The sequence below is a fragment of the uncultured Bradyrhizobium sp. genome, from assembly GCF_936943645.1.
GTDB lineage: Bacteria > Pseudomonadota > Alphaproteobacteria > Rhizobiales > Xanthobacteraceae > Bradyrhizobium.
Genome location: NZ_CAKZJO010000004.1, coordinates 1 through 26351, shown reverse-complemented (window position 1 = coordinate 26351; position 26351 = coordinate 1). Strand labels below are relative to the sequence as shown.

At 64.5% G+C, this 26351-nt stretch carries 25 protein-coding genes; 11 read left to right on the top strand and 14 right to left on the bottom strand.

Annotated elements, in window-relative coordinates; translation table 11 throughout:
* Positions 1-1113: NAD-dependent DNA ligase LigA (gene ligA, locus Q0743_RS00350; protein WP_298239614.1), on the top strand; the 1113-nt coding region annotated here is incomplete at its 5' end.
* Positions 1114-1134: 21 nt separating this feature from the next.
* On the opposite strand, the gene Q0743_RS00345 is transcribed toward ligA, so the two are convergent.
* From Q0743_RS00345 to Q0743_RS00330, 4 genes are all read right to left on the bottom strand, one after another.
* A complete protein-coding gene (locus Q0743_RS00345; RefSeq protein ID WP_298239613.1) occupies positions 1135-2493 on the bottom strand; it encodes a radical SAM protein in 1359 nt (452 codons plus the stop codon).
* A gap of 25 nt (positions 2494-2518) precedes the next feature.
* Positions 2519-2962 (bottom strand): hypothetical protein, encoded by a 444-nt coding sequence (locus tag Q0743_RS00340; protein ID WP_298239612.1) that lies wholly within the window; start codon positions 2960-2962, stop codon positions 2519-2521.
* A 155-nt stretch (positions 2963-3117) separates the two neighbouring features.
* Positions 3118-4395: a multidrug effflux MFS transporter gene (locus Q0743_RS00335; RefSeq protein ID WP_298239611.1), complete on the bottom strand. Its 1278-nt coding sequence runs from the start codon at positions 4393-4395 to the stop codon at positions 3118-3120.
* A gap of 344 nt (positions 4396-4739) precedes the next feature.
* Entirely contained in the window at positions 4740-6569 is a 1830-nt protein-coding gene (locus tag Q0743_RS00330) for an aminopeptidase P family protein (protein WP_298239610.1), read from the bottom strand.
* A gap of 187 nt (positions 6570-6756) precedes the next feature.
* Here Q0743_RS00330 and Q0743_RS00325 point away from each other — a divergent pair, with 187 nt between their 5' ends.
* Positions 6757-6936 carry a hypothetical protein gene (locus Q0743_RS00325; RefSeq protein ID WP_298239609.1) on the top strand — a complete coding sequence of 60 codons (180 nt, stop codon included), beginning with the start codon at positions 6757-6759 and terminating at the stop codon, positions 6934-6936.
* A 94-nt stretch (positions 6937-7030) separates the two neighbouring features.
* Here the strand turns inward: Q0743_RS00325 and Q0743_RS00320 are convergent, their stop codons facing one another.
* Positions 7031-7918 carry a 50S ribosomal protein L11 methyltransferase gene (locus Q0743_RS00320; protein ID WP_298239608.1) on the bottom strand — a complete coding sequence of 296 codons (888 nt, stop codon included), beginning with the start codon at positions 7916-7918 and terminating at the stop codon, positions 7031-7033.
* Between the two features lie 154 nt (positions 7919-8072).
* On the opposite strand from Q0743_RS00320, the gene Q0743_RS00315 reads away from it, so the two are divergent.
* A complete protein-coding gene (locus Q0743_RS00315) occupies positions 8073-8237 on the top strand; it encodes a Flp family type IVb pilin (protein ID WP_174719052.1) in 165 nt (54 codons plus the stop codon).
* A 224-nt stretch (positions 8238-8461) separates the two neighbouring features.
* On the opposite strand, the gene Q0743_RS00310 is transcribed toward Q0743_RS00315, so the two are convergent.
* Together Q0743_RS00310 and Q0743_RS00305 are read right to left on the bottom strand one after the other, a co-directional pair.
* The gene (locus tag Q0743_RS00310) at positions 8462-8716 is read right to left on the bottom strand and encodes a hypothetical protein (RefSeq protein WP_298239607.1); all 255 of its coding nucleotides are present in this window, start codon (positions 8714-8716) and stop codon (positions 8462-8464) included.
* Positions 8717-8743: 27 nt separating this feature from the next.
* Complete coding sequence (locus Q0743_RS00305) at positions 8744-10354, bottom strand: NAD(P)/FAD-dependent oxidoreductase (protein WP_298239606.1); 1611 nt, start codon at positions 10352-10354, stop codon at positions 8744-8746.
* A 198-nt stretch (positions 10355-10552) separates the two neighbouring features.
* On the opposite strand from Q0743_RS00305, the gene Q0743_RS00300 reads away from it, so the two are divergent.
* Positions 10553-12832: a fused MFS/spermidine synthase gene (locus Q0743_RS00300; protein ID WP_298239605.1), complete on the top strand. Its 2280-nt coding sequence runs from the start codon at positions 10553-10555 to the stop codon at positions 12830-12832.
* Positions 12833-12986: 154 nt separating this feature from the next.
* On the opposite strand, the gene Q0743_RS00295 is transcribed toward Q0743_RS00300, so the two are convergent.
* Positions 12987-13970, bottom strand: coding sequence for a glycerophosphodiester phosphodiesterase (locus Q0743_RS00295; RefSeq protein WP_298239604.1), 984 nt, complete (start codon positions 13968-13970; stop codon positions 12987-12989).
* Between the two features lie 129 nt (positions 13971-14099).
* Here Q0743_RS00295 and Q0743_RS00290 point away from each other — a divergent pair, with 129 nt between their 5' ends.
* Positions 14100-15362 (top strand): hypothetical protein, encoded by a 1263-nt coding sequence (locus tag Q0743_RS00290; protein ID WP_298239603.1) that lies wholly within the window; start codon positions 14100-14102, stop codon positions 15360-15362.
* 2 nt (positions 15363-15364) lie between these two features.
* On the opposite strand, the gene Q0743_RS00285 is transcribed toward Q0743_RS00290, so the two are convergent.
* Positions 15365-16150 (bottom strand): L,D-transpeptidase, encoded by a 786-nt coding sequence (locus tag Q0743_RS00285; RefSeq protein ID WP_298239602.1) that lies wholly within the window; start codon positions 16148-16150, stop codon positions 15365-15367.
* A 325-nt stretch (positions 16151-16475) separates the two neighbouring features.
* On the opposite strand from Q0743_RS00285, the gene Q0743_RS00280 reads away from it, so the two are divergent.
* Complete coding sequence (locus tag Q0743_RS00280) at positions 16476-16799, top strand: hypothetical protein (protein ID WP_298239601.1); 324 nt, start codon at positions 16476-16478, stop codon at positions 16797-16799.
* A gap of 49 nt (positions 16800-16848) precedes the next feature.
* Here the strand turns inward: Q0743_RS00280 and Q0743_RS00275 are convergent, their stop codons facing one another.
* A complete protein-coding gene (locus tag Q0743_RS00275) occupies positions 16849-17610 on the bottom strand; it encodes an ABC transporter permease (RefSeq protein ID WP_097663090.1) in 762 nt (253 codons plus the stop codon).
* Complete coding sequence (locus Q0743_RS00270) at positions 17607-18530, bottom strand: ABC transporter ATP-binding protein (protein ID WP_298239600.1); 924 nt, start codon at positions 18528-18530, stop codon at positions 17607-17609. Before Q0743_RS00270 ends, Q0743_RS00275 begins: the two co-directional genes overlap by 4 nt.
* Before the next feature lie 286 nt (positions 18531-18816).
* On the opposite strand from Q0743_RS00270, the gene Q0743_RS00265 reads away from it, so the two are divergent.
* On the top strand, positions 18817-19536 hold the full coding sequence (locus Q0743_RS00265) for a hypothetical protein (RefSeq protein WP_298239599.1): 720 nt from the start codon (positions 18817-18819) through the stop codon (positions 19534-19536).
* A 32-nt stretch (positions 19537-19568) separates the two neighbouring features.
* Here the strand turns inward: Q0743_RS00265 and Q0743_RS00260 are convergent, their stop codons facing one another.
* Positions 19569-20747, bottom strand: a complete 1179-nt coding sequence (locus Q0743_RS00260; RefSeq protein WP_298239598.1) for a cytochrome P450 — start codon at positions 20745-20747, stop codon at positions 19569-19571.
* A 16-nt stretch (positions 20748-20763) separates the two neighbouring features.
* Positions 20764-21975: an ABC transporter substrate-binding protein gene (locus Q0743_RS00255; protein ID WP_298239597.1), complete on the bottom strand. Its 1212-nt coding sequence runs from the start codon at positions 21973-21975 to the stop codon at positions 20764-20766.
* Positions 21976-22167: 192 nt separating this feature from the next.
* On the opposite strand from Q0743_RS00255, the gene Q0743_RS00250 reads away from it, so the two are divergent.
* On the top strand, positions 22168-22554 hold the full coding sequence (locus tag Q0743_RS00250; protein ID WP_298239596.1) for a MarR family transcriptional regulator: 387 nt from the start codon (positions 22168-22170) through the stop codon (positions 22552-22554).
* A 33-nt stretch (positions 22555-22587) separates the two neighbouring features.
* On the opposite strand, the gene Q0743_RS00245 is transcribed toward Q0743_RS00250, so the two are convergent.
* A complete protein-coding gene (locus tag Q0743_RS00245) occupies positions 22588-23439 on the bottom strand; it encodes an alpha/beta fold hydrolase (RefSeq protein WP_298239595.1) in 852 nt (283 codons plus the stop codon).
* A gap of 119 nt (positions 23440-23558) precedes the next feature.
* On the opposite strand from Q0743_RS00245, the gene Q0743_RS00240 reads away from it, so the two are divergent.
* From Q0743_RS00240 to Q0743_RS00230, 3 genes are all read left to right on the top strand, one after another.
* On the top strand, positions 23559-24176 hold the full coding sequence (locus Q0743_RS00240; RefSeq protein ID WP_298239594.1) for an ABATE domain-containing protein: 618 nt from the start codon (positions 23559-23561) through the stop codon (positions 24174-24176).
* A 189-nt stretch (positions 24177-24365) separates the two neighbouring features.
* Positions 24366-25172 (top strand): outer membrane protein, encoded by an 807-nt coding sequence (locus Q0743_RS00235; protein ID WP_298239593.1) that lies wholly within the window; start codon positions 24366-24368, stop codon positions 25170-25172.
* Between the two features lie 143 nt (positions 25173-25315).
* Positions 25316-26266, top strand: a complete 951-nt coding sequence (locus Q0743_RS00230; protein WP_298239592.1) for a LysM peptidoglycan-binding domain-containing protein — start codon at positions 25316-25318, stop codon at positions 26264-26266.
* The last annotated feature ends 85 nt before the right edge of the window (positions 26267-26351 follow it).

Sequence of the window (26351 nt, the reverse complement as noted above, 5' to 3'; positions counted from 1 at the left end):
ATCCAGGTCGGCCGCACCGGCACGCTGGCGCCGGTCGCGCGGCTGGCGCCCGTGACGGTGGGCGGCGTCGTGGTTGAGAACGTCACGCTGCACAATGAGGACTATATCAAGGGCATCGGCAACAAGGGCGAGGTGCTGCGCGAGGGGCGTGACATCAGGATCGGCGACACTGTCGTGATCCAGCGCGCCGGCGATGTGATCCCGCAGATCGTGGATGTCGTTCTCGACAAGCGGCCGAAGTCGGCCCGCGAATTCCATTTCCCGAAGAAGTGCCCGTGCCCGCTGCATACCGACGTCGTGCGCGGCGAGACCGCCGCCGGAGAGGAGGAATCGCGCGCCCGCTGCAGCGGCGAGTTCGCCTGCCCCTATCAGAAGATCGAGCATCTCAAGCTGTTCGTGTCGCGCCGCGCCTTCGATATCGACGGTCTCGGCGAGAAGCAGCTCCAGTATTTCTTCGACGAGGGGTGGGTCAAGGAGCCCGCCGACATCTTCACGCTGGAGAAGCGCAATTCGAAATTGAAGTTGGAGGAGATCGAGGGCTACGGCGCGACCTCGGTGCGCAACCTGTTCGGCGCCATCGAAAGCCGCCGCAGAATCGCGCTGGAGCGCTTCATCTATGCGCTCGGCATGCGCCATGTCGGCGAGACCACGGCGCTGGCGCTCGCGCGCGGCTACGGCTCGTGGGAGGCCTTCCACGACGCCTGCCTCAAGGTCGCCAAGGGCGACGAGGAAGCGATGGCGGAGATGGATGCGCTCGACCAGATCGGCGACACCGTGATCAAGAGCATCGCCGATTATTTCGGCGAGAGCCACAATCGCGGCATCGTCGAGCGGCTGACCGGGGAAGTCGAGATCATCGACGCCGAGAAGCCGAAGAGCAATTCGGCTGTCGCCGGCAAGACCGTGGTGTTCACGGGATCGCTGGAGAAGATGACGCGCGACGAGGCCAAGGCGACCGCGGAACGTCTCGGCGCCAAAGTGTCGGGCTCGGTGTCGAAGAAGACCGATCTCGTCGTCGCCGGCCCCGGCGCAGGCTCGAAGCTTGCGGAGGCCAACAAGCACGGCGTCAAGGTGCTGACCGAAGACGAGTGGCTGAAGCTGATCGGGGAGTGACCGCCGGCGCCGTGAACCGCCTCAGGCGATCCCGGCGGCGCCAGCGGATTGTTGTCTGGTCTTGTCCGCGAGTGCCACGGATTGCTCGAGATCGTACAGCCGCAATTGGTCGGCGAGATTGAAGCGTGCCGAGATGCAGTCGCCTGTGTCGGTCACTTTTGCTGCTTCCCAGGGACAGCCTGTCATACACAGAGGCGCGACGTGACAGCTCCGGCACGCGGGCTTGGCTGACGGTTCATACCCCGCCCATTGCTGCTTGACTTCGTTGGGCTGCGGCTCCGTCGCCGGACTATAGCGACCCAGCGCCTGACGCGCGTCCTGGTGCGCTTCGTTCCAGCAGTTGAAGATGCCGCCGCCCGGGCCGAGCACGAAGCTGTTGTTGCTGTCCGCCGAGCAGAGCGCCCCGCGCTTGGGTTGCGGCAACACCGCCCCGCTGGCGAATCCCTTGCGGAACTTGAGGAACTTGAATTGCGTCTCGATGGCCGCGAACTCCTCCTTGGTCAGGATATCGGTCGCGCCGACCTTGTCGGTGTAGTGCCAGACATGCCCGAGATAGACGCCGACGTGGCGCAATTTGTGTTCCGTGAGCGCATCGAGCAGCTCTTCCAGACCATCGACATTCTGGCGGTCGACATTCACGCGCACCAGGATCGGGATATGCCGGGCCGCTACCACCAGATTGTCCAGGATGCGATCGAAGGTGCCTTTGCCGGCAAGGGTCGGTCGACGAATGTCGTGATGCCTCCGTGCACCATCCAGCGTGACCTGCGCATCGCCGAAGCCCGGAATACCTGCCAGGAAGGCAGCGCGTGACTCCGTCAGCAGATAGCCGTTGGTGATGATGCTGTGCCCGAACGTGCAATTGCGCTCCATCGCGAGCGCGTGAAGCCGGGGAGCCAGTTTTTCGATCACATCGAATGCGCCCAGCGGTTCGCCGCCGAACCAGGTGACGTTGAGCGACGTCCCGGCTTCCAGCCGGGCGTCCACGAACGCCAGCAGATCGTCGATCCTCGCATCGTCCATACGGGTGTTCGAATGGCTCTGGAAGCAATAGCTGCATCCGAAATTGCATGTGATCGTCGGCGCGATCGTGAGGCCGAGGCCACGCGAGGCGGCCTTGCCGCCGTGATAGCGGTTGCTGATTTCGGCCTGCTCGTCGCATTCGTCCGGAATGACGAAACCGTTCTCGATCAGGGTCTTCTGAAACGGCCTGACGGGGTCGGGTGGGGACCCTGTCGTCTCGATCGACGCAAGCAGGGCCTCGTAGTCGTCGAGCCGTTCGGCATCGAGCGACAGGAACGCTCCGGTCAGCGCGTTGAACGCGAGATGCTTGCCCGGCGCGAAGGATGAGGTCAGACAATTATAGGCCGAGATCTTCATCGTCGGTGTCGCCGGGCAGGGAATGTCAGGTCGCGCAATCGGGTCCTGAGCGCGGACGGGACGACAGCTGCGACCAGGATCCGGCCGGCAGCCTGGACATCGCTTCGGTCAGGGCGCCGAGTGTCGATGCCCGCGATTCCCAATGGTGGTAGTTGTTGCAGGAGACCTTTCCGCAACTCACACTTTGACATGTATGGTTGGCGCAGACTTTGGTCGAGCATGCTTCGGTGGGGCAGGCGCTGGACTTGGTGGGGCATGTGACGCCGCCGCAGCTTCCCGGCTTGAAGCCGGAGCAGTCGTGCGGGTCGCAGCCGCCGCTGGCGTACAGGACGTTGCCGATCCGGGCTTCTTCGTTGACGGCGGGGACCGAGATGTCGAGACCGATTTGCTTCATCGCCTCGAGCATGTTGGCGACGTCGCGAGGATCGATTGCGCTTGTGGTGCCGTAGCCGACGCTGCGTTCGGTCATGACCTTCCTCCCTGATCGTATCCGCTATTACGCTCTTCGAAGGTCGGCCAGCCCGCATTGACCTGTGTCAACCCATGCGGGTGTCTATCCTGTCTATGCGCTTTGGTTGTGGTAACCGGATGCTGGATCAGAACTGCCGGAGTCCGTCCGCCACCTCACATCACCCCGCTCTCTTCCTCTTCCGCCCGCTCGATCAACGTCTCGCTCACCACCAACTCGCGGCGGGGCACGACGAAGATCATCATGCAGGCGCAGAGCATCGAGATCGCCAGCACCGCGGCGGTCAGCGGCAGCGTCGTGGCGGAGTGGCCGCCGAGATAGGCGCCGAATTGCGACATCAGCGCGCCGATGCCCTGTTGCAGAAAGCCCATGGCGCCCGACGCGGTGCCGGCCGCTTCAGGGCGGATGCTGATGGCGCCAGCGGCTGAATTCGCCATCACGAAGGCATTGCCGACCATCACGATCATCTGCGTGCCGAACAGCCAGGCGGGAGCTTCGTTCCAGCCGGTGAAACTCCACAGCAGGTTCAACAAGCTGCCGGCGAGCTGGAGCGCGAGCCCGAACCAGATCAGCTTCTCCAGCGAGTGCCTGGGCGCAAAGCGCACGCAGAGCAGGTTGCCGACGAGATACGCAAATCCGGTCGTTGCGAACCAGGCGCCGTATTCGGCGCTGCTGCGGCCCATCTGCGTTACGACGATGTAAGGACCGCCGCCGGCGAAGGTGAAAATGATCTGCGAGGCGAGCACCTGGCACATCACATAGCCGATGAAGGCGCGGCTCTTGACCAGCGTGCCGACGTCGCTGCGAAAGCCGCCGCTGCCGGCCGCGCGGTCGCGGCGCGTCTCGGGCAGCGCCAGTGCGATGCCGACGGCAACCGTAAGCGCGCCAGCCGTGACGGCATAGAAGATCGCCCGCCAGCCGAACGCGGTTTCGATCAGGCCGCCGGTGAGCGGCGAGACCATCTGGCCGATCATCAGGGCTGCGACGACGAGGCTGATCATCGAGGCGACGCGGTCACGCTCGTAGATGTCGCGGATGATGGCACGGCTGATCACCATGCCGGAAGCGCCGCCGAGCGCCTGGAAGAACCGCGCGGCAATCAGTTGCGGCAGGGTCTCGGCGAAGATGCAGCCGACGCTCGCCACGACCATGAGCGCAAGGCCGCCCAGCAGCACCGGGCGACGGCCGAATCTATCCGACAGCGGCCCCATGATCAGCTGTGACAGCGCGATGCCGACCATGTAGAGCGACACCGTCATCTGCGCGATCGAGATGTCGCGCCCGAAATTCGTCGCCAGCACCGGCAGTGCCGGAACCAGGATGTAGAGCGAGATCGGCGCGATCCCGGTCATGACGACCAGCAGCAGCAACACGGCGCGCGAGGTCGCAAGGTTGGTCGCCGCTCTCGGCGGCTTGCTGATCATGCCGTGCATAAACGTCCGTCTTTCGAATTCGAATCGACTGTAGCGCGCTCGCGCAAGACGGATATCGGCGTTTCGGAATGCGGCTATACGGATTTTGGGATGGTTGCGATGAGGGCGTGATGGCGACCGATTGAGCCCGCGTCTCGTTCCACGCATACGATGTCATTCCCCGCGAAGGCGCGCGAAGGCGGGGAATCCAGTATTCCAAAGACAGACGTTGGATACGGAGAGGCTGCGGCGTACTGGATGCCCCGCCCCCGTGCACAATTGCGCACTAGGCGGGGCGTGACGGCGGTGGTGGTGAAAGAGCCTTGCGCAAATCGCGTAGTGCTATGCGCTCCGCAGTGACGAGCTTAGTTCTTCAGCTCCGCCGTCGCCTGATCGAGCCAGGCCTTCGTCACCTCGTCCAGCGCCGGCCGCACCTCGGCCCTCACACGCGCATGGTAGGCATTGAGCCAGTCGAGCTCGCCCTTGCTCAGCATCTCCACCTCGATCAGCCGGCGGTCGATCGGCGCGAGCGTCAGCGTCTCGAATGCGTTCATCGGCTTCTCGGCGCCCTCGATGTCGGCGGCGACGACCAGCTCGAGATTCTCGATGCGGATGCCGAAACCGTCGGTCTTGTAGTAGCCGGGCTCGTTGGAGAGGATCATGCCGCGCTTCAGCGGCGTGGTGCCGAGCTTCGAGATCCGGGCCGGCCCCTCGTGCACCGAGAGATAGCTGCCGACGCCATGGCCGGTGCCGTGCTCGAAATCGACGCCGGCGGCCCAGAGATATTGCCGCGCCAGCGTATCGAGCTGCGCGCCCGTGGCGCCGTCGGGAAAGACCGCGCGCGCGATCGCGATATGGCCGCGGAGCACGCGGGTGAAGCGGTCGCGCATTTCGGCGGTCGGCTCGCCCACGGCCATGGTGCGCGTGACGTCGGTGGTGCCGTCTTCGTACTGCGCCCCGGAATCGATCAGCAGGAGATCGCCGGGCGCGATCCGCCGGTTGCTCTTGCGGGTGACACGATAGTGCACGATGGCGCCGTTGGGTCCGGTGCCGGAGATGGTCGGGAACGAGACGTCCTTCAGCGCGCCGGTGTCGCGGCGATACGTCTCCAGCGCCTCGACAGCGTCGATCTCGGTGAGCTTGCCGCTTCCCGCCTCGCGGTCGATGAAGGCGAGGAAGCGCGCCAGCGCCACGGCGTCGCGCACATGGGCCGTCTTCGTACCCTTGATCTCGGTCGCGTTCTTGACCGCCTTCAGCAGCGCAATCGGATCGTTGCCGCGCACCGCTTTGCCGCCGGCGCCCGCAATCAGGCGGCTGAGTGCGTCCGCGGCGGTGGCGCTGTCGAGCGCGATCGACCCGCCGCCCTTGGCGAGTGCCATCAATGTCGGCGCCATCGCATCGGGCTCGCGCACGTCGGCGGACTGTTCGAGATGGTCGCGCGTAAGGTTGGAGAGCTTGCGGTGGTCGATGAAGATGGTGGGACGGCCGTCTTTCGGCACCAGTGCGTAGGACAGCGGCAGCGGGGTGTGGGCGACGTCCGCGCCGCGGATGTTGAAGGTCCAGGCGACCGCGTGGCTGTCCGACAGAACCAGTGCATCGACGCCGAGCTTGCCGATCTCGCTTCTGATCTGCGTTAGCTTCTCGGCTTCGGTGACGCCGGCATTCTGGAGGCTGTGCACGGCGACCGGGGCGAGCGGCGGCTGTGGGCGGTCCTGCCAGATTGCGTCAACCGGATTGCTGTCGACGGCAACGAGCTCGGCCCCGGCCTTGGCGCAGGCGGCGGACAGCCGCTCGGCTGCTGCAAAAGTGTGCAACCACGGATCAAATCCAAGGCGGTCGCCGGTCTTCAGGTGCGCCGAGACCCAACTCTCCGGCGGCGGATCGATCAGCGATTCCACGGCCCAGGCCTTTGCATCGACCTGCTTGGCGGCCTGCAGCGTGTAGCGGCCATCCACGAACAATGCGGCCTCCTGGGCCAGCACCACCGCGAGTCCCGCCGAGCCCGTGAAGCCGGTCAGCCAGGCCAGCCGTTCTTCCGACGGCGGTACGTATTCATTCTGCTGCTGATCGGCGCGCGGAACGACGAAGCCGGTGAGCTTGCGACGGGCGAGTTCTTCGCGAAGTGCCGCCAGCCGCGCCGTCAATGCGACGCCGGCCTCCGGCTCCTCGAATGTCTGGAAGTGTGCTTCGAACATGGTGGATCACTTTAGGATCATGGGGACGAGTCCGCAATCTGGACGCATTTGCATCGCATCTGGCATGGACTGTGCTTGAAATCGTTCCACTTGAATTGAGTGGAGTAAAGGATGCGGCAGCCGCGCTTCGTCCGGATAACAGGGAAATTCGAGCAAGTGGTTCATCTCAACGACGAGGGGACACACGATGCCAGCGTTCACGTTTGAGAAGATTTCGCCGTCGGTGCGCCGCGCGCCGGCTGTGGCGGAACCGCAAAAGCCGCGCAGCGTCATCAGCCAGATGATCGACCGCATTGCCGAGCGCCGCGCCAGGCGCGGCTTGCAGGACGAGCGCGCGCCGCGGCGGGACGAGAAGGCAGCAGAGTAGCGGCGGCCACGGTGCCGTAGGGTGGGTGAGCCGAAGGCTTAACCCACCGCTTTGGTACCGCACGCAGTGGCGGATGGCGCTTCGCTGATCCGCCCTACGAGATATTCCTCAACAACAGGCTGCTCCAGCCCTCGATCCGCAGATGCTTCAACGGCACGAGCCCGCGCGCGCGATAGGCGGCGATCACGGCGGGGGCCTGATGCGTCAACAGGCCGGAGAGGATGACGCGTCCGCCGGGCGCGAGATGCCGCGCCATCGGGCCCGCCAACTGCCGCAAGGGGTTGGCGAGGATGTTGGCCAGCACCAGGTCGAACGGACCGGCTCGTCCAAAATCCGGTGCGGCGAAGCCGGTGGCGCGGATCACGCGGACATGATGCCCGACCTCGTTCAGCCAGGCGTTTTCGGCCGCCACCCGCACCGAGGGCGGATCGATGTCGGAGGCGAGCACGGCGCGATGCAACGCCTTGGCCGCCGCAATCGCCAGCACGCCGGTGCCGGTGCCGAGGTCGAGCAGATTCCTCGGGCGGGAGCTCTTGAGGACGTGGTCAAGCAGAAGTAAACAGCCGCGCGTCGTGCCGTGGTGACCGGTGCCGAAGGCGAGCGCCGCCTCGATCTCGATGGCGAGCTTGTTCGGTGCCACCCGGTCGCGGTCATGGCTGCCGTGCACGACGAAGCGCCCGGCCGGGACCGGGACCAGATCTTGCAGACTGGCCCTGACCCAGTCCTTGGCCTCGACGATGTCGAAGGCAAGCGTCGCGGCGATCTCGTTTCCTGCTGAAGTTACAATGAGTTCGCGCAGCCATGCCTGATCGGGGGCCTCGGCAAAATGGAGCGTGACGTCCCATTGTCCGTCCGGTCTTTCGAAGGCTGCGACGGCCGCATCGCCCTCGAAGAACAGCTCGGTGAGCACGTCGACGACGCGCCTGGCGTCGGCCTCACTGCCGATCGAAAAGCTGGCACGATGGGTGGGAGAAGGCTGCATTCAGGGTTCCATTGAGTTCAATTTTTGGAACTTTTGTGGCCGATTATCGCCACAAGTTGCGGTTCCCGGGTTAACCGGGCCGTAGGTTGTGTTCCGTATCCTTCCGGATGTTGAATTAAGCCAACACAGCTTGGAATTGAAACGGAGGCGAGTCTTGAAGAACATGATTCAGAAGTTCTGGTCGGATGAGTCCGGTGCAACGGCGATCGAATACGGTCTGATTGCCGCGGGTATCGCTCTTGCGATCATTACCGTGGTCAACAGCCTGGGCGTCACCCTGAACGACAAGTTCACGTCCATTAGCAGCTCCCTGAAGTAATTTCCGCCCCGATTTCCCAGCGGGGGGCAGTTTCTTCATAGGCTGAGTCTGACAAGCGCCCGCACGGGGAATTGCCTCCGGCGGGCGAACTCGTTTTGGAGCCGGTTCTCTACCGGGATTTCCCAAGGCATTTCGCTCGTTTTCCAAGCGCTGCCCACCGTCTTAACCCCAAGTCATACATTCGTTTTCCACAAGGTCTCGACAGGCGGAATCGGAAGACGAGATCAGTCTAGTCTATTGAGTAGTTCTCGTCCGGCCGCTGTCCATCTTGCTCTCACGCGCCGTCCGGCATCGGTATCAACTTCCATGAGCCCATATCGAACGAGCAGCCGCATGGCGGCTGCGTTTACTCCAATGGCATTGCTATCGACGAAGGTCTCACCGGTGTTTTTGACGTCCTTTCCACAGTAGGCGATGACCAAGCCCGCGACGACCCTCAGTTCTTCCTGTGTCATGCCGCTCTCTTCCGCGTTTTCCAACAGCCTTTCCACAGCCCATCCACAGGCCTACCCACGGCTTTTGAACAGCGACCGGTGATCGCTCAAGATCACCTGCGCCGCGTTGTGGCCGGGCGCACCGGTGACGCCGCCGCCGGGATGGGCGCCGGAGCCGCAATGGTAGAGGCCCCTGAGCGGCCCGCGATAATCGGCATGGCCCAGCATCGGCCGCGCCGAGAACAGCTGGTTCAAGCTCAGCGCGCCGTGGAAGATGTCGCCGCCGAGCAGCCCGAATTGCCGTTCGAGATCGAGCGGGGACAGGATCTGGCGGCCCAGCACGCTCGTCGCAAAGCCCGGCGCGTATTTATCCACCGTCGCGATCATGAGATCGGCGACCTCGTCACGATGGTCGTCCCAGGACCTGCCATCGGGCAGCTCCGGCGCAACGTGCTGGCAGAACAGGCTCGCGACATGCTGGCCCGGAGGCGCCAGCGTGTCGTCGAGCGTGGAGGGGATCAGCATCTCGACGACGGGCTCTCGGCTCCAGCCCTGCGCCCGCGCTTCGAGCCAGGCACGGTCCATATAGCCGAGGCTCGGCGCCAGGATGATACCGGAGGTGAGATGATCGCCCTCACCAGGCAGCGCCGTGAAGGAGGGCAGGCGGTCCAGCGCCACGTTCATGCGGAAGGTGCCGGAGCCGTTCTTCCAGTTTCGGATGCGCGCGAGGAAGTCCGCAGGCAGAGCGTCGGCCGCGACTAGCCGCGTGTACAGCAGCTTCGGATTGACATTGGCCGCGACATATTTCGCGCGGATCGTCTCGCCGTTCTCCAGCACGACGCCGACGGCGCGGTCGCGCTCGACGATGATTTCGCGCACCCCCGCGTCGGTGTCGATCACCACGCCGCGGCCCTGTGCGGCGCGCGCCATCGCCTGCGTGATCGCGCCCATCCCGCCGATCGCGTGGCCCCAGACGCCCTTCTTGCCGTTCACCTCGCCGAAGGCGTGATGCAGCATCACATAGGCTGAGCCCGCGGCGTAGGGGCTGGCATAGTTGCCGACGATGGCGTCGAAGCCGAACAGCGCCTTGACCAGATCATGCTCGAAGCGCTCATCCAGCATCTCGCCGGCCGAGCGGGTGAAGAGATCGAGTAGGCTGCGGCTCTGCTCCAGGCTAAGGCCGCGCAGGATGTTGGCGGCCTTGAAGGCGTTGATGCCTTCGCGGACGGCGGCCGTGCCAAGACCATCGACGAGGTTCGGCGGCGCCCGCAGCACGAACTGCCTGAGCACGTCGGCGATATCTTCCAGCTCGCGTGAAAACCCGTCGAGCGCGCCTGCGTCACGGGTGCTCAGCCGCGCGACCGATGCCTTCGTCCGTCCCTCGCCGGTGAGGAGATAGCTGCCGTCGGGCGCGGGCAGGAAGTTCTGGGCGCGCCGCTCGACGATGCGCAGTCCCTGCTCGGCGAGCTTGAGGTCGCCGATCACCCGCGGATTGAGCAGGCTCACGGTGTAGGCCGCGACCGAATTCCTGAATCCGGGGTGAAACTCCTCCGTCACCGCGGCCCCGCCGACGACCTTGCGGCGCTCGACCACGCGCACGCGCAAACCCGCCATCGCGAGATAGGCCGCGCAGGTGAGGCCGTTATGGCCAGCGCCGATGATGATGACGTCGGTTTCGCTCATGATTCCCCTGGCATCGCCCCGGAATGACATCTGTATATCAAGCATTCCTCGCTGCAACATCACGACACCCTTTATTGCCCGTTCAGGCGCCGTGTGCTCCATTGCGCGCGTCCGGCGCCCGCCGGGGGAGTCATTCGACGCGTTTTCTCGCGCGAACCGGTACCCACTTCGCTGGAAAACGCTTTTGCTGGAGCTTCCATGGATTCCATCGTGCAACCCGCCGCCACGGAGCAGCCGTCCGCATCGCGCAACCGGCTGCTGCTGACGGTCTACACCGCTGCGATCTTCGTCAGCGCGCTGTTGCTGTTCTCGGTGCAGCCGTTGTTCACGAAGATGGTGCTGCCGCGGCTCGGCGGCTCGCCCGCGGTGTGGTCGGTGGCCATGGTGTTCTTCCAGTCGCTGCTGCTGGCGGGTTACGCCTATGCGCATCTGTTGATGCAGGCGAGGAACCGGATCATTCCGGTCGCGGTGCATCTGGTGCTGCTGATCGCGGCCTTCGCCACGTTGCCGCTCGGCATTGCCTCGGCCTATGGCGAGCCGCCAGCGTCGGGCTACGCGTTCTGGTTGCTCGGCCTGTTCGTGGTCTCGATCGGCCTGCCGTTCTTTGCGCTCGCCGCCAACAATCCGCTGCTGCAGGCCTGGTTCGTCCGCACCGGCCATCCCGCCGGGCACGATCCCTACTTCCTCTACGCATCCTCCAACATCGGCAGCTTTCTGGCGCTGCTGTCCTATCCGTTCCTGCTCGAGCCGATGTTCGCGCTGCACACGCAGAACCGGCTGTGGACCGGCGGCTATGGCCTGCTGATCCTCCTGATCGCCGCCTGCGGCGCGCTGCTGCTGCGTTCGCCGAAACTTGCCGTGGTCGATGCGAAAACCGAGGACATCAACGTGCCGGCACCAGGCTTGCTGACGCGGCTGCGCTGGATATTTCTCGCCGCGGTGCCGTCGGGCCTGCTCATCGCCGTCACCGCGCATATCTCGACCGACGTCGCGGCGGCGCCGCTGCTGTGGGTGCTGCCGCTGTCGCTCTACCTGCTCACATGGGTGGTCGTGTTCCAGTCGCGGCCGCTGCTGCCGCACACATGGATGCTGATGCTGCAGCCGGTCGCGATCGCGGGCGTCGTCGTGCTGCTTGCCTTCGGCGGCGAGCAGAATCTGCTGCTGACGCTCGGCGGACACCAGCTCTGCTTCTTCGTCATCGCCATGGCCTGCCACGGCGAACTGGCGCGGACCAGGCCGGCCGCCAAATACCTTACCGGCTTCTATGTCGCGCTGTCGTTCGGCGGAATGGTCGGCGGTCTCTTTGCCGGCCTCGTTGCGCCCTTCACCTTCTCATGGATCGCCGAATATCCGATCCTGGTGGCGCTTGCGGCCTTGTGCCGGCCGCCTGCGAACGAACGGCTGGCCGGCATCGTCAAATGGTACTGGCTCGTGCTTGCCGCGCTCGCGATCGCGCTGGTTGCGCCGTCCGCCACCACCGGCGGCCTCTCGACATGGTTCGAGGATCACCGCGTCTGGGTGGCCGGCTCCGTCGGCGTGCTCGCCGCGCTGCTGGCACTGGCGCTCAATGTCGGCCGCTGGAAGATCTTCGCCACCGTCGCGCTCGCGCTGGCGCTGATCCGCGTCTATCCCGCGGACGAAGGCCGCGTCACGACCGTGCGCAGCTTCTTCGGCGTGCACAAGATCGTGGAGACGCCCGGCGGCTATTTCCATGTGCTGATGCACGGCACCACAATCCACGGCGCCGAGCGCTTCCGCAACAATGACGGCACGCCGGTCACCGGCCGGCCCGAGCCGATCACCTATTATCACAAGGACGGCGGCATCGGTCAGGCCGTCAGCGCGATCCGCGAGCGCAAGGGTGCGCCGCTGAAGGTCGCCGCGATCGGCGTCGGATCGGGCACGCTGGCCTGTGCCGCAGCGCCCGGCGAGGACTGGAAGTTCTTCGAGATCGACCAGTCCATGGTGGACGCGGCGCGCAACCCCAAGAACTTCCGCTACATCTCGAGCTGCCTGCCGGACCTGAAGCCCGTGATCGGCGATGCGCGTCTCACCTTCGCCAAGGAGCCGGACGGCGCTTACGATCTCATCATCGTCGATGCCTATTCGTCCGATGCGATCCCGATCCATCTCGCAACCGAAGAGGCGATGAAGATCTACAAGGACAAGCTCGCGCCGCACGGCGCAGTGGTGATGCACGTCTCCAACCGCCACCTCGATCTCGAGACCGTCGTGGTCGGCATCGCCGACGCCAATGATCTCAAGAGCTGGGTCTTCAACGAGGATTCCGGGCGGGATGCGGACTACATCTTCTCGACCGACGTCGTCATCTCCGCGCGCGAGGACGCAGATGTCGGCAAGCTCGCCGCCTCCAAATCATGGGAGCAGACCGAAGCCGACGACAGGGTGCGGGTCTGGACCGACGATTATTCCAACATCCTGGGCGCGCTGTACCGGCGTCTGCGGGATGGGGAGTGATGATGGCGCGACATTGGTCTCCGTGCCCCGGACGCAGCGCAGCGCTTCTTTAGCGGTGCGCTGCAGAGCCGGGGCCTATCGTGCGGCTTGTTGGGTCCCGGCTCTGCGGAGCAGCGTTGCACGCTGCATCGCGTCCGGGACACGAGATCCAAGCCTACGGCTCGACCGGCGTTCCCGCAGGCAACGTGATGCCCTTCTCGCCTGCGACTTCGCGCAACAGGTCCGGCCTGTCCGAAATGATCCCGTCGGCGCCGAGCTCGATCATCCGCGCCATGTCTTCACGCTTGTTGACCGTCCAGACTACCACGCGCAGTCCGAGCGCATGGGCTTCGGAAACAAGGGCCGTGGTCACATCGCCGAAATAGGGCGACCAGATCGCGCCGCCCGCGGCCTTGATCGTTCGCGGCAGCGAGCCGCCGTGATCGGCCGGGCTGAAACCTGCCGTCCAGCTGGTGGCCTTGTCGAGTGCAATGGTCGGAGCCGAGCCGCGCTGCAACGTCAGGTACACCGTCGGAATTTTCGGTGCCTGGTGCTGGACGAGCTGCAAGGTCCGCCAGTCGAACGACTGGATCACGACGCGGTCGGAGAATTTTTCGGCCTCGATCAGTCCCAGCAGCTTCGAGACAAACCCTTGCGGATCGAGCGTCTCGTCCGGCCGGTTCGGATCGATCTTGGTCTCGATGTTGAAGCGCACATTGGTATTGCCGGACTTGCGCACCAGCGCAAACAGCTCGCTCAGGGTGGGAATGCGCGTCCCCGGCACGGTGCGCTGGTCGGGGAATTGCTTCGCATAGTTGCTGTCCGGCCGAATCTGGCCGACGTCATAAGTCTTGATGTCGGCGAGCCGCAGCTTCACAAAGGGCGTTCCGGGCGGAGCCACGTAGGCGCCGCTCGCATCCCGCGTGATATCGGGGTTGAGCCCGCGCTCATGCGAGACGACGATCTCGCCGTCCGCGGTCACACCGACGTCGAGCTCCAGCGTGTCGACGCCCATCGACAACGCTTTGGCGAAGGCGGGAAGGGTGTTTTCCGGCAACAGCGCCCGGCCGCCACGATGCGCCTCGATGTCGAATCCCATGGCCTGCCCCATTATCAGAACCGAGAGCACAGTCAGAATTGTGGTAGCACGCGACGGCATCAGGGCTCACGGCGTTCGTGAAAACAGGAGCTTATGAAATCTTTGCGCGTTTCGTCCAGTCGTGCGGTTGACGGCAGCCATGGAAGGCTGAAACTGCGCCGCACGGATAAAGTCCAGGGAGCCACTCGCATGCGACTGGCCTTCATCGCAACAATGGCGGTTCTCATGGTCGGACAGGCGGCTGCCAGGGATGTGCTCTCGGGCGCGAGCCTTTATGAAGACGTGTCGCGCTACGCCTCGTTCGGCCTTCATCGCTTCGGCTCGCCCGGCGACCGCGCGACCGCGGATTGGATCGCCGGCGAGATGAAGCAGGCGGGTTTCGAGGTCAGCTTTCAGCCCGTCGTGCTCGGCCGGCAATACGTCGTCGAGCAGGCCAGCGTCGAGGCCGCCGGCGCCTCTGTCGAGGCGACGCCATTCTGGTGGCCGCCGATCGACCAGGCGAGCTTCCGTCTGTCCGCGCCGCTCGCCCGCGATGGCGATGTCGCAGGCAAGATCCTTCTGCTCGATCTGCCGTTCGATCGCGGCGCCTATCTGGGGCCGACCCATCGTGCCGCCATCAACGAAGCGGCAGCGAAGAAGCCGGCGGCGATTCTGCTGATGATCGGCAATCCCGCCGACGACCGCTTCGCCTACAATGTCACGCAGGAGGATGTGCCCTGGCCGGTGCCGGTGGTCGTCGTGGCTGCAAGGTCGCGCGCGGTGTTCGAGCGCGCGCTCGCCGCTGGCACGCCTGTCACCTTCGACGTCAAGGGCCATTACGAGCGCGATGTCGCCGGCCGGAACGTGGTCGCGGAGATCGGAGGCGGCCGCGGGCCGACCATCGTCGTCTCCACGCCAATGACCGGCTGGTATTCCTGCGTTTGTGAGCGCGGCCCCGGCATCGCCAACTTTCTCGCGCTGGCGCGCACCGCTGCTGCCGAGAAATGGCCGGCGCATCTCGTGTTCGTCGCCACCGCCGGCCACGAGATCGGCCATGGCGGCATGGAGCTGTTCTTGAAGAGAGGGGCGCCGGCGCCGAAGGACACGCTGGCGTGGATTCACTTCGGCTCGTCGAACGCCTGCTACGCCTTTGCGGAGGGTGTCCGCACAGGTCGGCCCGACGAGCAGCGCGTTCTCGTGCTCAGCAAGTCCGCCGTATCACTGACCGACGAGGCGTTTGCGGCCGTCGCGGCGAAACGTCTGGTGACGGAGAAGCAGGCTGTCGGAGAACTGCGCGACGTGCATGCGGCAGGCTACACCAACTTCTTCGGTATCGCCGGCCTCCATCGCACCTTCCACACACCGTCCGACGATCTCGGCGCGACAGGACCCGAGATCCTCGAGCCGGTCGCCCGCGCCGCCGTCGATGCTGTGCGAAAGATCGTTGAACGCGGAGATGCCGCGTTCAGATAGCGTCAGTTCTGATAGTAATAGCCGCGCGGCTGATAATACTGCCGAGGCTGCTGCTGCTGATAATAGTAGCCCTGCTGGCCGTAGCCCTGGTCGTAGGTCGGCTGCGGCAGTTGCTGATAGGCCTGCGTGCCATAGGGGCGCGTGATGGGGCGCGGTGCCGGATAGCGCGCGCCGGTGTCGCTACCGTCGGCCGGATAGATGTAATTGTCGTCCTGCGGCATGTAGCGGCGGGCGGGTTGCTGCGGCGGCGTGAGGTTCACGGGATCGCCCGTGGTGGCGTACTGCTCTTCAGCCGGCTGCTGTGGAGCGCGGGCGACCGCAGCATTAGCGCGACCGCGCGGATTGCGCGCCAGCGCGACCTGCGCCGAGCCTGTCAACGTCACCGTGGTGTTGAGCACGCCCTGCTGCTGCACGAGGGCATAAAGCGTCGAGGCATTCTGGCGCGACAGCCGCACGCAGCCATGCGAGGCCGGCGAGCCGAGCCGGCCGACCGAGTCCGTGCCGTGGATGGCGTGCCCGACCTTGGTGAAGAAGATCGCGTGCGGCATCGGCGCATCGTCGAATTCCTTGGAGTAGTGATCCTCCTCCATGCGGAAGGCGCGAAACGCGCCGTTCGGCGTTTCGCGGGAGGGGATGCCGGTCGAGACCGGCCAGTGATAGCGCGCGACGCCGTCGACCGCGACGGTCATCTGCTGATTGTCCTTGTCGACGGTGATCTCGACCTTGGCCTGCGCGGTGCCCCCGCTCAGAAGCATCAGGGACGTGAAAGCAATGAAAAATGAACGCATCTGGAAACGCATTTGAATCCTGGCCTCCGGCCTGTTCGCGCAAGTGCCGCGGCTCTCCGTCCCCCGGCCTGCAATATGCCTGCGATCCGGTTTCCGTTCCAGCGGCCTGCAAGCCCATCGTTAACGTGATGCGGGGCGTAAGCAAGGCCGCTTTGTGCGCGCTGGCTTTGGAGATGCTGACATTTTCGCGAGCGGATGCGCGTTCACAACGCCGACAATTCGTCACAAAGGCGCAACCATTTGGCCGCTCCGGGCGTTGATGGTGTCCGACCCGAGACGCGGCTTTCGCCGCCGTTCATTCCTGTACTTTTCTTTGGGACCGAAGATGAACAAAGCCCGTGCTACTGCCGCCGCCTTGCCGGCCGGCTTGCCTGTCCGCCTGCTGTTCGCAACTGCCGCCATCCTTCTTGCACTGCTCGCCTTGCCGCAAGCTGGCCACGCCCAGGGCATCGTGCGCGGCGCGCAGGAGGGGTCTTATGAAGGTAACCGGATCGCCGGGCCTGTCGGCGGCGTCGTTGGTGGTGCGGTCGGCGCCGGCGTGGGTGGCGCGGTCGGCGCCGTCGAAGGCGTGTTCGGCATTCCCCATCACCGCCATTACCGCTGCCGCGGCTACTATGATGGCTATCACCGCTTCCACTGCTACCGGTAAGACCACAGCGTCATTCCGGGCTCGCGCTGCGCGCGCCCCGGAATGACGCTCAATTCTTCAGCCGGTAGCCGGTGCGGAAGATCCACCAGATCACGACCAGGCAGATCACCAGAAACGCGATCGTCATGCCGATGCTGACGGCGACGCTGACGTCTGCGATCTCGTAGAAGCTCCAGCGGAAGCCGGAGATCAGATAGACGACCGGATTGAGCAGCGCGACCGTGCGCCAGGTGGGCGGCAGCATGTCGATGGAATAGAAGCTGCCGCCGAGGAAGGTCAGCGGCGTCACCACCAGCATCGGGATCATCTGCAGCTTCTCGAAGCCGTCGGCCCAGATGCCGATGATGAAGCCGAACAGGCTGAACGTCACCGCCGTCAGCACCAGGAAGGCCAGCATCCAGACCGGATGGTGAATATGCAATGGGACGAAGAGCCCTGCCGTTGCCAGGATGATGAGTCCCAAAATGATCGACTTGGTCGCGGCGGCCCCGACATAGCCGAGCACGATCTCGAAATAGGAAATCGGCGCCGACAGGATCTCGTAGATCGTGCCGGTGAATTTCGGGAAGTAGATGCCGAAGGAGGCGTTGGCGATGCTCTGGGTCAGCACCGAGAGCATGATCAGGCCCGGCACGATGAAGGTGCCGTAGCTGACGCCCTCGACCTGGCTGATGCGCGAGCCGATCGCAGCGCCAAACACCACGAAATAGAGCGAGGTCGAGACGACCGGCGAGACGATGCTTTGCAGCAGCGTGCGCCAGGTGCGCGCCATTTCGAACAGATAGATGGCGCGGATGGCGCGGTGATTCATGACGTCCTCACGAGGTCGACGAAGATGTCCTCGAGCGACGATTGCGTCGTGTCGAGATCGTTGAAGCGGATGCCGGCGGTGCGGAGGTCGCCGAGCAGGCTGGTGATGCCGGTGCGCTCGCCCTTGGTGTCGTAGTCGTAGACCAGGGTCGCGCCGCCGTCACAGAGCTCGAGCTCGTAGTGATGCAGGCTTTCCGGCAGCGAGGCTATCTTGCCCTGCAAATGCAGCGTCAGACGCTTCTTGCCGAGCTTCTGCATCAAGGTCGCCTTGTCCTCGACCAGCACGATCTCGCCCTTGTTGATGACACCGATGCGGTCGGCCATCTCCTCGGCTTCCTCGATGTAATGCGTGGTGAGGATGATGGTGACGCCGGACTGCTGGAGCGTGCGCACCACCTCCCACATGCCCTTGCGCAGCTCGACGTCGACGCCGGCTGTGGGTTCGTCAAGAAACAGGATCTGCGGCTCGTGCGATAGCGCCTTCGCGATCATCACGCGGCGCTTCATGCCGCCGGAAAGCGTGATGATCTTGTTGTCCTTCTTGTCCCAGAGCGAGAGATCCTTCAGCACCTTCTCGATATGGTCAGGGTTCTTCGGCTTGCCGAACAGACCGCGGGAGAAGCTCACGGTCGCCCAGACGCTCTCGAAGGCGTCGGTGTGCAGCTCCTGCGGCACGAGGCCGATCAGCGAGCGCGCCTTGCGGTAGGAGGTCTGGATATCCTCGCCGCCGACGAGCACGCGGCCCTCACTCGGATTGGCGATGCCGCAGATGATCGAGATCAGCGTGGTCTTGCCGGCACCGTTGGGCCCGAGCAGCGCGAAGATCTCGCCGCGCTTGATATCGAGATTGACGCTTCTGAGCGCCTTGAAGCCGGACCCATAGGTCTTCGACAGATTGGCGACGGAAATGATGGAGGACATGATGGCCGCAGGGCTGAGGGGCAGGGCTGGGGAGGGGGGCTGGAACCTGCCGGGAGGGCGGGTCAGCGGAGCCCTGAGATAGGAATGGCCTTGCCCGCCCGCAATTGCCCGGAGAAAAATGGTCTCAAAACAGGCTCTTCGGTGGCAGGTTTCGGGCAAGTGTTGCGCGATGGTCACGGGCTGTGGCTAAGATTGCCGCTCACGCGGCTCTTTGTTGCGTCTGCGAGCGGGCCATGGCTACGATTCCGGCCAATCGCAAAGCGTATTGTCTCCAGGGAAAAAATCGATGAGACCGAACGGCCGTCACACCGCCGGCGCCAGCCAGTTGTCCGCCCTCCGCGTCTGGGCGATGGGCCTGCTTCTGCTGTCAGCTGTTGCCATCAGCCCGACCTCGGCCCGGGCGGCCCCAAGCCAGGCTCAGGTCGCAACCACGCATGTCTATCTGCTCCGTGGCGTGCTCAACATCTTTTCGCTCGGCCTCGACACGATCGGCGCCCGGCTGCAGGCGCAGGGCATTCCGGTGACGGTCGCCAACTTCGTGTCCTGGTCCTCGCTCGCGGATGAAGCCGCGACCGCCTACAAGGCTGGCCGCATCAAGACCATCGTCCTGGTCGGCCATTCCTCCGGCGCCACCGCGCTGCCCGACATGATCGCCAAGCTCAATCAGCTCGGCGTGCCCGTGAAGCTCGCGATCGGTCTCGACTCCGTGTTCAAGACCAAGCTCTCGACCGGTGCGGAGCGCTACATCAACATCTATATCGGCGACGGTCCCGGCGAGCCGGTGCGCGCCGCGGCGGGGCTGCGCGGCAAGCTCGACAATGTCGACGTGCGCGGCACCGGCGTCGGCCACATCTCGATCGACAAGAACGAGGCGATCCAGCGCCGCGTCATCGCCGAGATCGACGCTGCGATCATGCGCTCGCGTGCGCCCGCGCTGCCGGTTGCCGAACACGGTGCGCCCCGGCAGGCCCGCTCGGCGGCGGCGACGGCTCCGGCAAGGAACTGAGCCGGTCGCTCATCCTCCCCGCGTGATGCCACCTAAGCAGGCGTCACGCGGACCGGCATGCTCTCCAGCCCGCGCAGCGAATTGTTCAGCCTGCGCTTCGGCTCGGCCGCGAGCTCGATGGTCTTCACGCGTCGTGCAAGCTCACCAAAGATCAATTCGCCTTCCAGACGCGCGATCATCTGGCCGACGCAGGCGTGAATGCCGGCGCCAAAGCCGACATGGCCGGTTGCGGTACGCTCGATATCGAAGCGATCGGCTCCGTCCCACCGCGCCGGATCGCGGTTGGCGGAGGCCATGAACAGCAGCACCTTGCGATGCGCGGGGATCACGCCGCCGCCGATCTCGACGTCGCGCGAAGTGGTGCGAAAGAACGTCTGCACCGGTGAATCATAGCGCAGGCCTTCCTCGAAGGCGTTGCGCGCCAACTCCGGCCTCCGGTGCAGCTTGCGGTATTCATCCGGATGGCTGGCGAGCGCGAGCAGGGTGTTACCGATGCCGTTGACGGTGGTGTCGACCCCGGCGGTGAGGAAGGGCCGCACCAGATGCGTGGCTTCGTGCTCGCTGATCTCGCCCTCGTCGGCGGCCTGGTAGATCATCATGCCGAGGCTGTCGGGCCGCAGCGCGTCGCGGGCGCAACATTCCATGATCCAGCTCTGCGCCGCGAGACCCTCCTTCCGTGAAGCCGCGAGGATCTCGTTTTCCGGACCAAAACTGTTGAACACGAACGTGCTCCAGGCCAGCAGTTTCTCGCGGCCGTCCGGCCGGATGCCGATCGCGTCTGGAAACACCTTCATCGGGTAGGCCTCGGCAAGATCGGTCACGGCATCGAACGTGCCCTTGTCGATCAGCTCCGAGACCTTTCTCTCTGCTTCCTGCTGGAAGGTCTCGCGCAGCTTCCGCGCAACGCCCGGCGACAGTGTGCGGCCGAGGACGCGGCGGCCCTTGTCGTGGTCGGGCGGATCAATCTGTAGCGTCAGCGGCTTTGGCAGCGCCGGGTTCATCCCGTGCAGCCCGACGCCCTCGCCGCTGATGAAGGTCTTCCAGTCCTTCAAAGCCGGCTCGACCTCGGCATAGCCTGCCATCGCCCACACGTCGTAACGCTCGACCTCGAACACCGGCCCGAGCGCGCGCAATGCCGCATAGGCCGGATAGGGGTCGATCAGGAAGTCGGGCGCAAACGGGTCCACCTCGCTTATTGCAATGCCGCTCATGGTCTGCTCCAGGCTGCTATGGCTTGGCGAGTGCGCACTGGCCATCGCGCTCGGAGCGGAACGCATCCTCGCCCTTGATCGTGGCGACGACCTTCAGCAGATCCCATGCGGATTTCGACTCTTCGGGCGACTTCACCTGCAACAAATAGAGCGGGTGGATCTTGCGTCCGTCCTTGCGAATATAGCCCTTGCCGAACAGCGGATCGTCGGTCGGTAGCTCCTTCATCGCGGCGACGACGGCCTTGCCGTCCTTGGCGCCGCCGACCTTGTCGACCGCCTTCAGATAGTGAATGACCGAGGCGTAGACGCCGGCCTGCATGTCGTTCGGATAGGCTTTCGACGGAATGCGCTCGGCGAAGCGCTTTGCGAAGGCGCGCGTGCCGTCATTCAGATCCCAATAGAACGGGTTCATGATCTGCGCGCCTTGCGCGAATTTCAGGCCGAGCGCGGGGAGGCCGTTCATGCCCAGGATCAACCCGACCAGTTTGTGGTCCTTGGTCAGCCCGAACTCGGCGGCCTGCTTCATCGAGGTGATGGTGTCGTCGCCGGCATTGGCGAAGCCGACGACGTTCGCGCCCGATGCCTGCGCCTGCAGCAGGAACGAGGCGTAATCGGCCGTTCCCAGGGGATGCCGCACGCTGCCGAGCACCTCGCCGCCGGACGCCTTCACGGCCTCCGCGGCCTGCTTCTCCAGATCGTGACCGAAGGCGTAGTCGGCGGTGATGAAGAACCATTTCTTGCCGCCCTGCTGCACGATCGCCTTGCCGAGGCCGCGGCCATAGGCATAGGTGTCGTAGGTCCAGTGCACCGTGTTCGGCGTACACTTCTCGCCGGTCAGCAGCACGGTGCCGGCGCCCGATCCGACGAACACCTTGTTCTTCTCGGCGCTCATGCCGGCCACGGCGAGCGCGATCGAGGAGTTCGGCAGGTCGAAGATCGCATCGACGCTCTCGTTCTCGTACCAGCGCCGGGCGATGCCGATCCCGATGTCGGTCTTGTTCTGGTGGTCGGCCGCGACGACCTCGACGGGCTTGCCGGCGGCTTTTCCGCCATAATCCTCGACCGCCATCTTGGCGGCGACGACCGAGCCGATGCCCTGATAGCTCGCGAACGGACCGGACTGGTCGTTGAGGATGCCGATCTTCACGACGTCCTGAGCGAATGCCGGAGCTGCGCACGCCAGCATCAAGGCCGAAATGCACAATTTATGCAGGAATTTGCTGTTCATTATGTCCCTCCCATGTGCGGTCTTGGTGCCGCTGATAATAGTTATATTTTATAGCTATTTTTGAGAGTGTCAATTCGACTGCCCGAGGGATCGAGAACCATGAGCGCGAGAGCGTTAGGACGAGGGACCAAATCGGCTCAGCAAACGGAGCGATCGCTGGACCTGCGGGCACTGCAGCGGACACCCGGCTTCATGCTGCGCCTGGCGCAATTGAAGTTCTTCGAAGGCTTCTACGAGGAGTTCGCCGCGCTGGGTCTGACGCCCGCGACCTACGCGATCTTCGTCGTCATTCGCGACAATCCGGGCGTTCCGCCAAGCAGCCTTGCCAGCCTGCTGCGGCTGCGCCTGCCGAACCTGATCAAGATCCTGAACGAGCTCGAATCCTCCGGCTTCATCAAGCGCAACCGCTCGAAGTCGGATCGCCGCGCCGTCGAGCTCGTGCTCACGCCAAAGGGGGCCAAGCTCATAGCCGACGGGACAAGGCTGACGGAGCCCTATAATCGGAAGATGCTGGCGCCGCTCAACGAGCTCGAGCAGCGCACGCTGCTCGAGCTCCTGAACCGGATGTTGCCGCTGTAGGGCAGCGCCGCAATATCGCGACGGCTGCAGCTTTCATTGCAAGAACGTACGAATGCTCTGGGCGATCTCCCGCGCATGCGTCTCCAGCGCGAAATGGCCGGTGTCGAAGAACTGCACCACGGCATTGGGATTGTCGCGCTTGAACGCCTCCGCGCCGGGCGGAATGAAGAACGGATCGTTCTTGCCCCAGACCGCCAGGAACGGCGGTTTGTGCTTGCGGAAATAGTCCTGAAATGCCGGATAGAGCGCGACGTTGCTCTTGTAGTCGCCGAACAGGTCGAGCTGCACGTCGTCCGAGCCCGGACGCGCCAGATAGAAATTGTCGAGGTTCTGTCCGTCCGGCGACACGGTGGTCGGATCAGGAACGCCATGCGTGTATTGCCAGCGCGTTGCCTCCGGCGTGAGAAGGCTGCGCAAGGCGTCGCGATTGGCAGGCGTGGGATCTTGCCAATAGGCCTTGATCGGAGACCAGCCGTCGCTGAGCCCGTCTTCATAGGCGTTGCCATTCTGCGAGATGATGGCGGTGATGCGCTCGGGGTGACTCAGCGCGAGCCGGAAGCCGGTCGGCGCGCCGTAGTCGAAGACGTACACTGCGAAGCGATCGAAGCCGATCACCTCGGTGAAGCGCTCGATCACCTGCGCGACATTGTCGAAGGTGTAGCGGAAGGCTTCGCGCGCGGGCATGTCGGACTGGCCGAAGCCGGGAAGGTCCGGCGCCACGATGTGAAACCTGTCCGCGAGCAGCGGGATGAGATCGCGGAACATGTGGCCGGCACTTGGGAAGCCGTGCAGCAACAGCAGCTTTGGCGCGCCCTTGGGGCCAGCCTCGCGATAGAACACCTGGAAGCCATCGACATCGGCGGTGCGATAGGTGGTCGTGGTCATAGCCATCTCCATGGAGCTAACCCGTTAAATAGCGAATTGAGGGTTACGTCCCGAGGCAGTAACTTGTCAATGGCATTTTGACGGGTTACATACTTGTGAGCCTCGTTTCAGGACCGTTCATGGACAAACCGCCCGCGATGTTCATCGCCGACTCGCTCGGCCTCGATTTCCTCAACTCGGTGGCGATTCCTGTCGATACGCCCGTCGACTGGCTCGACGACGGCGATGGTCTGATCGACTGGCTGGCCCAGGCGAAGCTGGTGCCGGCGGAGGAGCTGGACGAGCTGAAGGCGCGCGCGAAGCCGGGCGAGCTCGACAAGGTCGCCGACCAGGCCCGTGCCTTGCGCGAGTGGTTTCGCGGCTTCGTGCGCAAGCATGCGGGCCGACCGCTGACGGCGAATGGACTGCGCGAACTCGGGCCGCTGAACGGCCTGCTCGAGCGTGACGAAATGTTCAGGCAGATGGAGCCCGGGCCGGACGATGGCGGCGTTTTCGCGCTGCGAATGAAGCGGCGCTGGCGATCACCGGATTCCCTGCTGCTGCCTATCGGCGAGGCAATGGCGAAGTTCGTCTGCGACGAGGATTTTTCCGACGTGAAGGCATGCGAGGGTCATAACTGCACGATGCTGTTCGCCGACCACACCCGCAGGCGTGCCCGGCGATGGTGCATCATGGCGGTCTGCGGCAATCGCGCCAAGCAGGCCGCGCATCGCAGCCGGCTCAGGAGCAGGCAGTGACTGCGTCCGGCGGCAGGCAGGATTTATGCAATACGCTGGATGTCGCCAGCCGCCTGGTCTGTCGGAATTGTCCGGGTTTTGAGCCTCGGCTGTGACTTGGAGGAGACAGTAAGACACAACCGGGTCGGTTAGATTGCAACCCGTCGAGCGAAGCTTTGGAAGCTCGCATCACGATATCCGGACCGACCCATGAAGACATTTGCAACGGCGGCCTTGTTCCTCGCTCTCGGCCCGGTGGCAGCCTCAGCGGCAGATCTCGCGGTCAAGGCGCGTCCTGTGGCCATGGATCCCGGCTATAACTGGAGCGGCTTCTACATCGGCGTGAACGGCGGTTATGCCTGGAATAATTCAAGCGACGTCGCGGTCTCCGGCACGCCGCTGATCACCGCTGCGCAGCCGGGGACTGTTCCTTTCACTGTCGGACTGCGTCCAGAAGGTTACCTCATCGGCGGACAGGTCGGCTGGAATTACCAGTTTGGCGCAGGGCTTGTCGGTATCGAGGCGGATTTCGATTACGCCGACATAAACCACTCCCGAAATGTTGATCTTCCGATCGTCGGCACGAGTGTCCGCACCAGCGCGAGCGAGAAGATCGATTTCTTCGGCACGGTGCGCGGCCGTCTCGGTGGAATCGTGTCGCAGCGGCTGCTGCTGTTCGTGACGGGTGGTCTCGCTTACGCCAACGTCAAGGACACCGCCAATATCAACGAATTCTTCAATGCACCGGTGATTGGACGCCAGTTCATCGCGAACGCCTCTGACCTCCGGTTCGGATGGACGCTCGGTGCCGGTGCAGAATGGGCCTTCGCCAGGAACTGGAGCGTCAAGGCCGAGTACCTCTATTACGATCTCGGCAGCCGCACGATTACGGGCGGCCAGACCAACCCGGTCGGCGCCGATTTCGCCACTTACAACTTCTCGACCCGCGGCAACATCGTGAAGGCCGGTCTCAATTACAAGATCGACTGGGCCGGCCCCGTCGTCGCGAAATATTAACGCCCGCCGGACCGCAGCCCGGCGGGCCCGAGGTTGCGCAGGCCTGGCCGCGGCCCAGTCCGTTGCGCCCCAAAAACCGCCAAATCAGTGGTCACTAAGCCCCGAAGGGGGCCTCCGCCTCCTGTGGTGGGACTGCTGGACTGATGATTGATCTGAGGCGCCTCGTCGTGCTGGCAGCGATTGCGCTGCTCGCCCTGGATCCCGGCATTGCCGCCGCTTCACCCGCCAAGTCGAAGCCTGCTGCGGCCGCCGTGCCAGTTGCGCCGCCGCCTCCGCCATTCGAGCCGCTGCCGCCGCCGAAGATCTACCTGTTCCGCGGCGCCATGGGGCCGATCTTCTCGACCGGCATGGACCGGCTCAGTGAGAAGCTGACGCAGGCCGGCTTTTCGGCCGACGTTTATGAATTCACGATCTGCCGGCTGATCGGCAATCGCGCCATCGCCAGCTACAAGGAGAGCCCGGCGCCCATCGTGCTGATCGGCCATTCGATGGGCGGGTTGTGCTCGATCGTCATTTCCGAGATGGCGGCCAAGGAGAACATCCCGATCAGCCTCGTGATCGCCATCGATCCCGCGCATGCGACCGGCGACGTGCCGCTCAATGTCGAGCGCTTCATCAACATTTTCCTCTCCGACAGCGTGCTCGGCGGCGGCGATGTCGTGGCGGTGCCCGGCTTCCGCGGCCATTATGCGAGCTACGATCTCAAGGAAAACAGCCGCGTCTCGCACATCAACATCGAGAAGTCGGACGACATCCATCGCCAGATCGTCGAGATGGTGACGCGGCTGCCGCGCATTCCGCCGCAGACCCAGGCCGATGCCGTGCCGCTTCGCTATCTCGTTCCTGCGGACACCCTGGTCGAGCTGTGGGACAGCGGCGTGCGGGTGCCGGTGCGCCGCGGCGACACCATGGAGAGCATCGCTGCCGCCAATCGCGTGCCGCTGTGGACGCTCGCGCAGAGCAATTCGCTTGCCGAGAATGCGACGCTCACTCCGGGGCAGACCATCATCGTGCCCAGGCACCTGACGCCGCCCGAGCCGGCTGCTGCAATGGTGACGCCGCCGCCGGCGGCGCCTCCGGCGCGGCGGAAGTAGGGCGTCTCATCTCATCGCAGTCACGGAGACGGTCGGCTCCCTCTCCCGCTTGCGGGGGGGGGGTGGGGAGGGGGGATCTCCGCGG

Excerpts from the sequence above, each read along its gene's own strand:
- Q0743_RS00305 (WP_298239606.1), bottom strand. The coding sequence starts at position 10,354 with ATGAGCGAAACCGACGTCATCATCATCGGCGCTGGCCATAACGGCCTC.
- Q0743_RS00245 (WP_298239595.1), bottom strand. The coding sequence starts at position 23,439 with ATGACCACGACCACCTATCGCACCGCCGATGTCGATGGCTTCCAGGTG.
- Q0743_RS00270 (WP_298239600.1), bottom strand. The coding sequence starts at position 18,530 with ATGTCCTCCATCATTTCCGTCGCCAATCTGTCGAAGACCTATGGGTCC.
- Q0743_RS00280 (WP_298239601.1), top strand. The coding sequence starts at position 16,476 with ATGAACAAAGCCCGTGCTACTGCCGCCGCCTTGCCGGCCGGCTTGCCT.
- Q0743_RS00255 (WP_298239597.1), bottom strand. The coding sequence starts at position 21,975 with ATGAACAGCAAATTCCTGCATAAATTGTGCATTTCGGCCTTGATGCTG.
- Q0743_RS00285 (WP_298239602.1), bottom strand. The coding sequence starts at position 16,150 with ATGCGTTCATTTTTCATTGCTTTCACGTCCCTGATGCTTCTGAGCGGG.
- Q0743_RS00250 (WP_298239596.1), top strand. The coding sequence starts at position 22,168 with ATGCTGCGCCTGGCGCAATTGAAGTTCTTCGAAGGCTTCTACGAGGAG.
- Q0743_RS00275 (WP_097663090.1), bottom strand. The coding sequence starts at position 17,610 with ATGAATCACCGCGCCATCCGCGCCATCTATCTGTTCGAAATGGCGCGC.
- Q0743_RS00260 (WP_298239598.1), bottom strand. The coding sequence starts at position 20,747 with ATGAGCGGCATTGCAATAAGCGAGGTGGACCCGTTTGCGCCCGACTTC.
- Q0743_RS00290 (WP_298239603.1), top strand. The coding sequence starts at position 14,100 with ATGCGACTGGCCTTCATCGCAACAATGGCGGTTCTCATGGTCGGACAG.
- Q0743_RS00295 (WP_298239604.1), bottom strand. The coding sequence starts at position 13,970 with ATGCCGTCGCGTGCTACCACAATTCTGACTGTGCTCTCGGTTCTGATA.
- Q0743_RS00340 (WP_298239612.1), bottom strand. The coding sequence starts at position 2,962 with ATGACCGAACGCAGCGTCGGCTACGGCACCACAAGCGCAATCGATCCT.
- Q0743_RS00265 (WP_298239599.1), top strand. The coding sequence starts at position 18,817 with ATGAGACCGAACGGCCGTCACACCGCCGGCGCCAGCCAGTTGTCCGCC.
- Q0743_RS00325 (WP_298239609.1), top strand. The coding sequence starts at position 6,757 with ATGCCAGCGTTCACGTTTGAGAAGATTTCGCCGTCGGTGCGCCGCGCG.
- Q0743_RS00300 (WP_298239605.1), top strand. The coding sequence starts at position 10,553 with ATGGATTCCATCGTGCAACCCGCCGCCACGGAGCAGCCGTCCGCATCG.
- Q0743_RS00330 (WP_298239610.1), bottom strand. The coding sequence starts at position 6,569 with ATGTTCGAAGCACACTTCCAGACATTCGAGGAGCCGGAGGCCGGCGTC.
- Q0743_RS00240 (WP_298239594.1), top strand. The coding sequence starts at position 23,559 with ATGGACAAACCGCCCGCGATGTTCATCGCCGACTCGCTCGGCCTCGAT.
- Q0743_RS00230 (WP_298239592.1), top strand. The coding sequence starts at position 25,316 with ATGATTGATCTGAGGCGCCTCGTCGTGCTGGCAGCGATTGCGCTGCTC.
- Q0743_RS00335 (WP_298239611.1), bottom strand. The coding sequence starts at position 4,395 with ATGCACGGCATGATCAGCAAGCCGCCGAGAGCGGCGACCAACCTTGCG.
- Q0743_RS00320 (WP_298239608.1), bottom strand. The coding sequence starts at position 7,918 with ATGCAGCCTTCTCCCACCCATCGTGCCAGCTTTTCGATCGGCAGTGAG.
- Q0743_RS00235 (WP_298239593.1), top strand. The coding sequence starts at position 24,366 with ATGAAGACATTTGCAACGGCGGCCTTGTTCCTCGCTCTCGGCCCGGTG.
- Q0743_RS00345 (WP_298239613.1), bottom strand. The coding sequence starts at position 2,493 with ATGAAGATCTCGGCCTATAATTGTCTGACCTCATCCTTCGCGCCGGGC.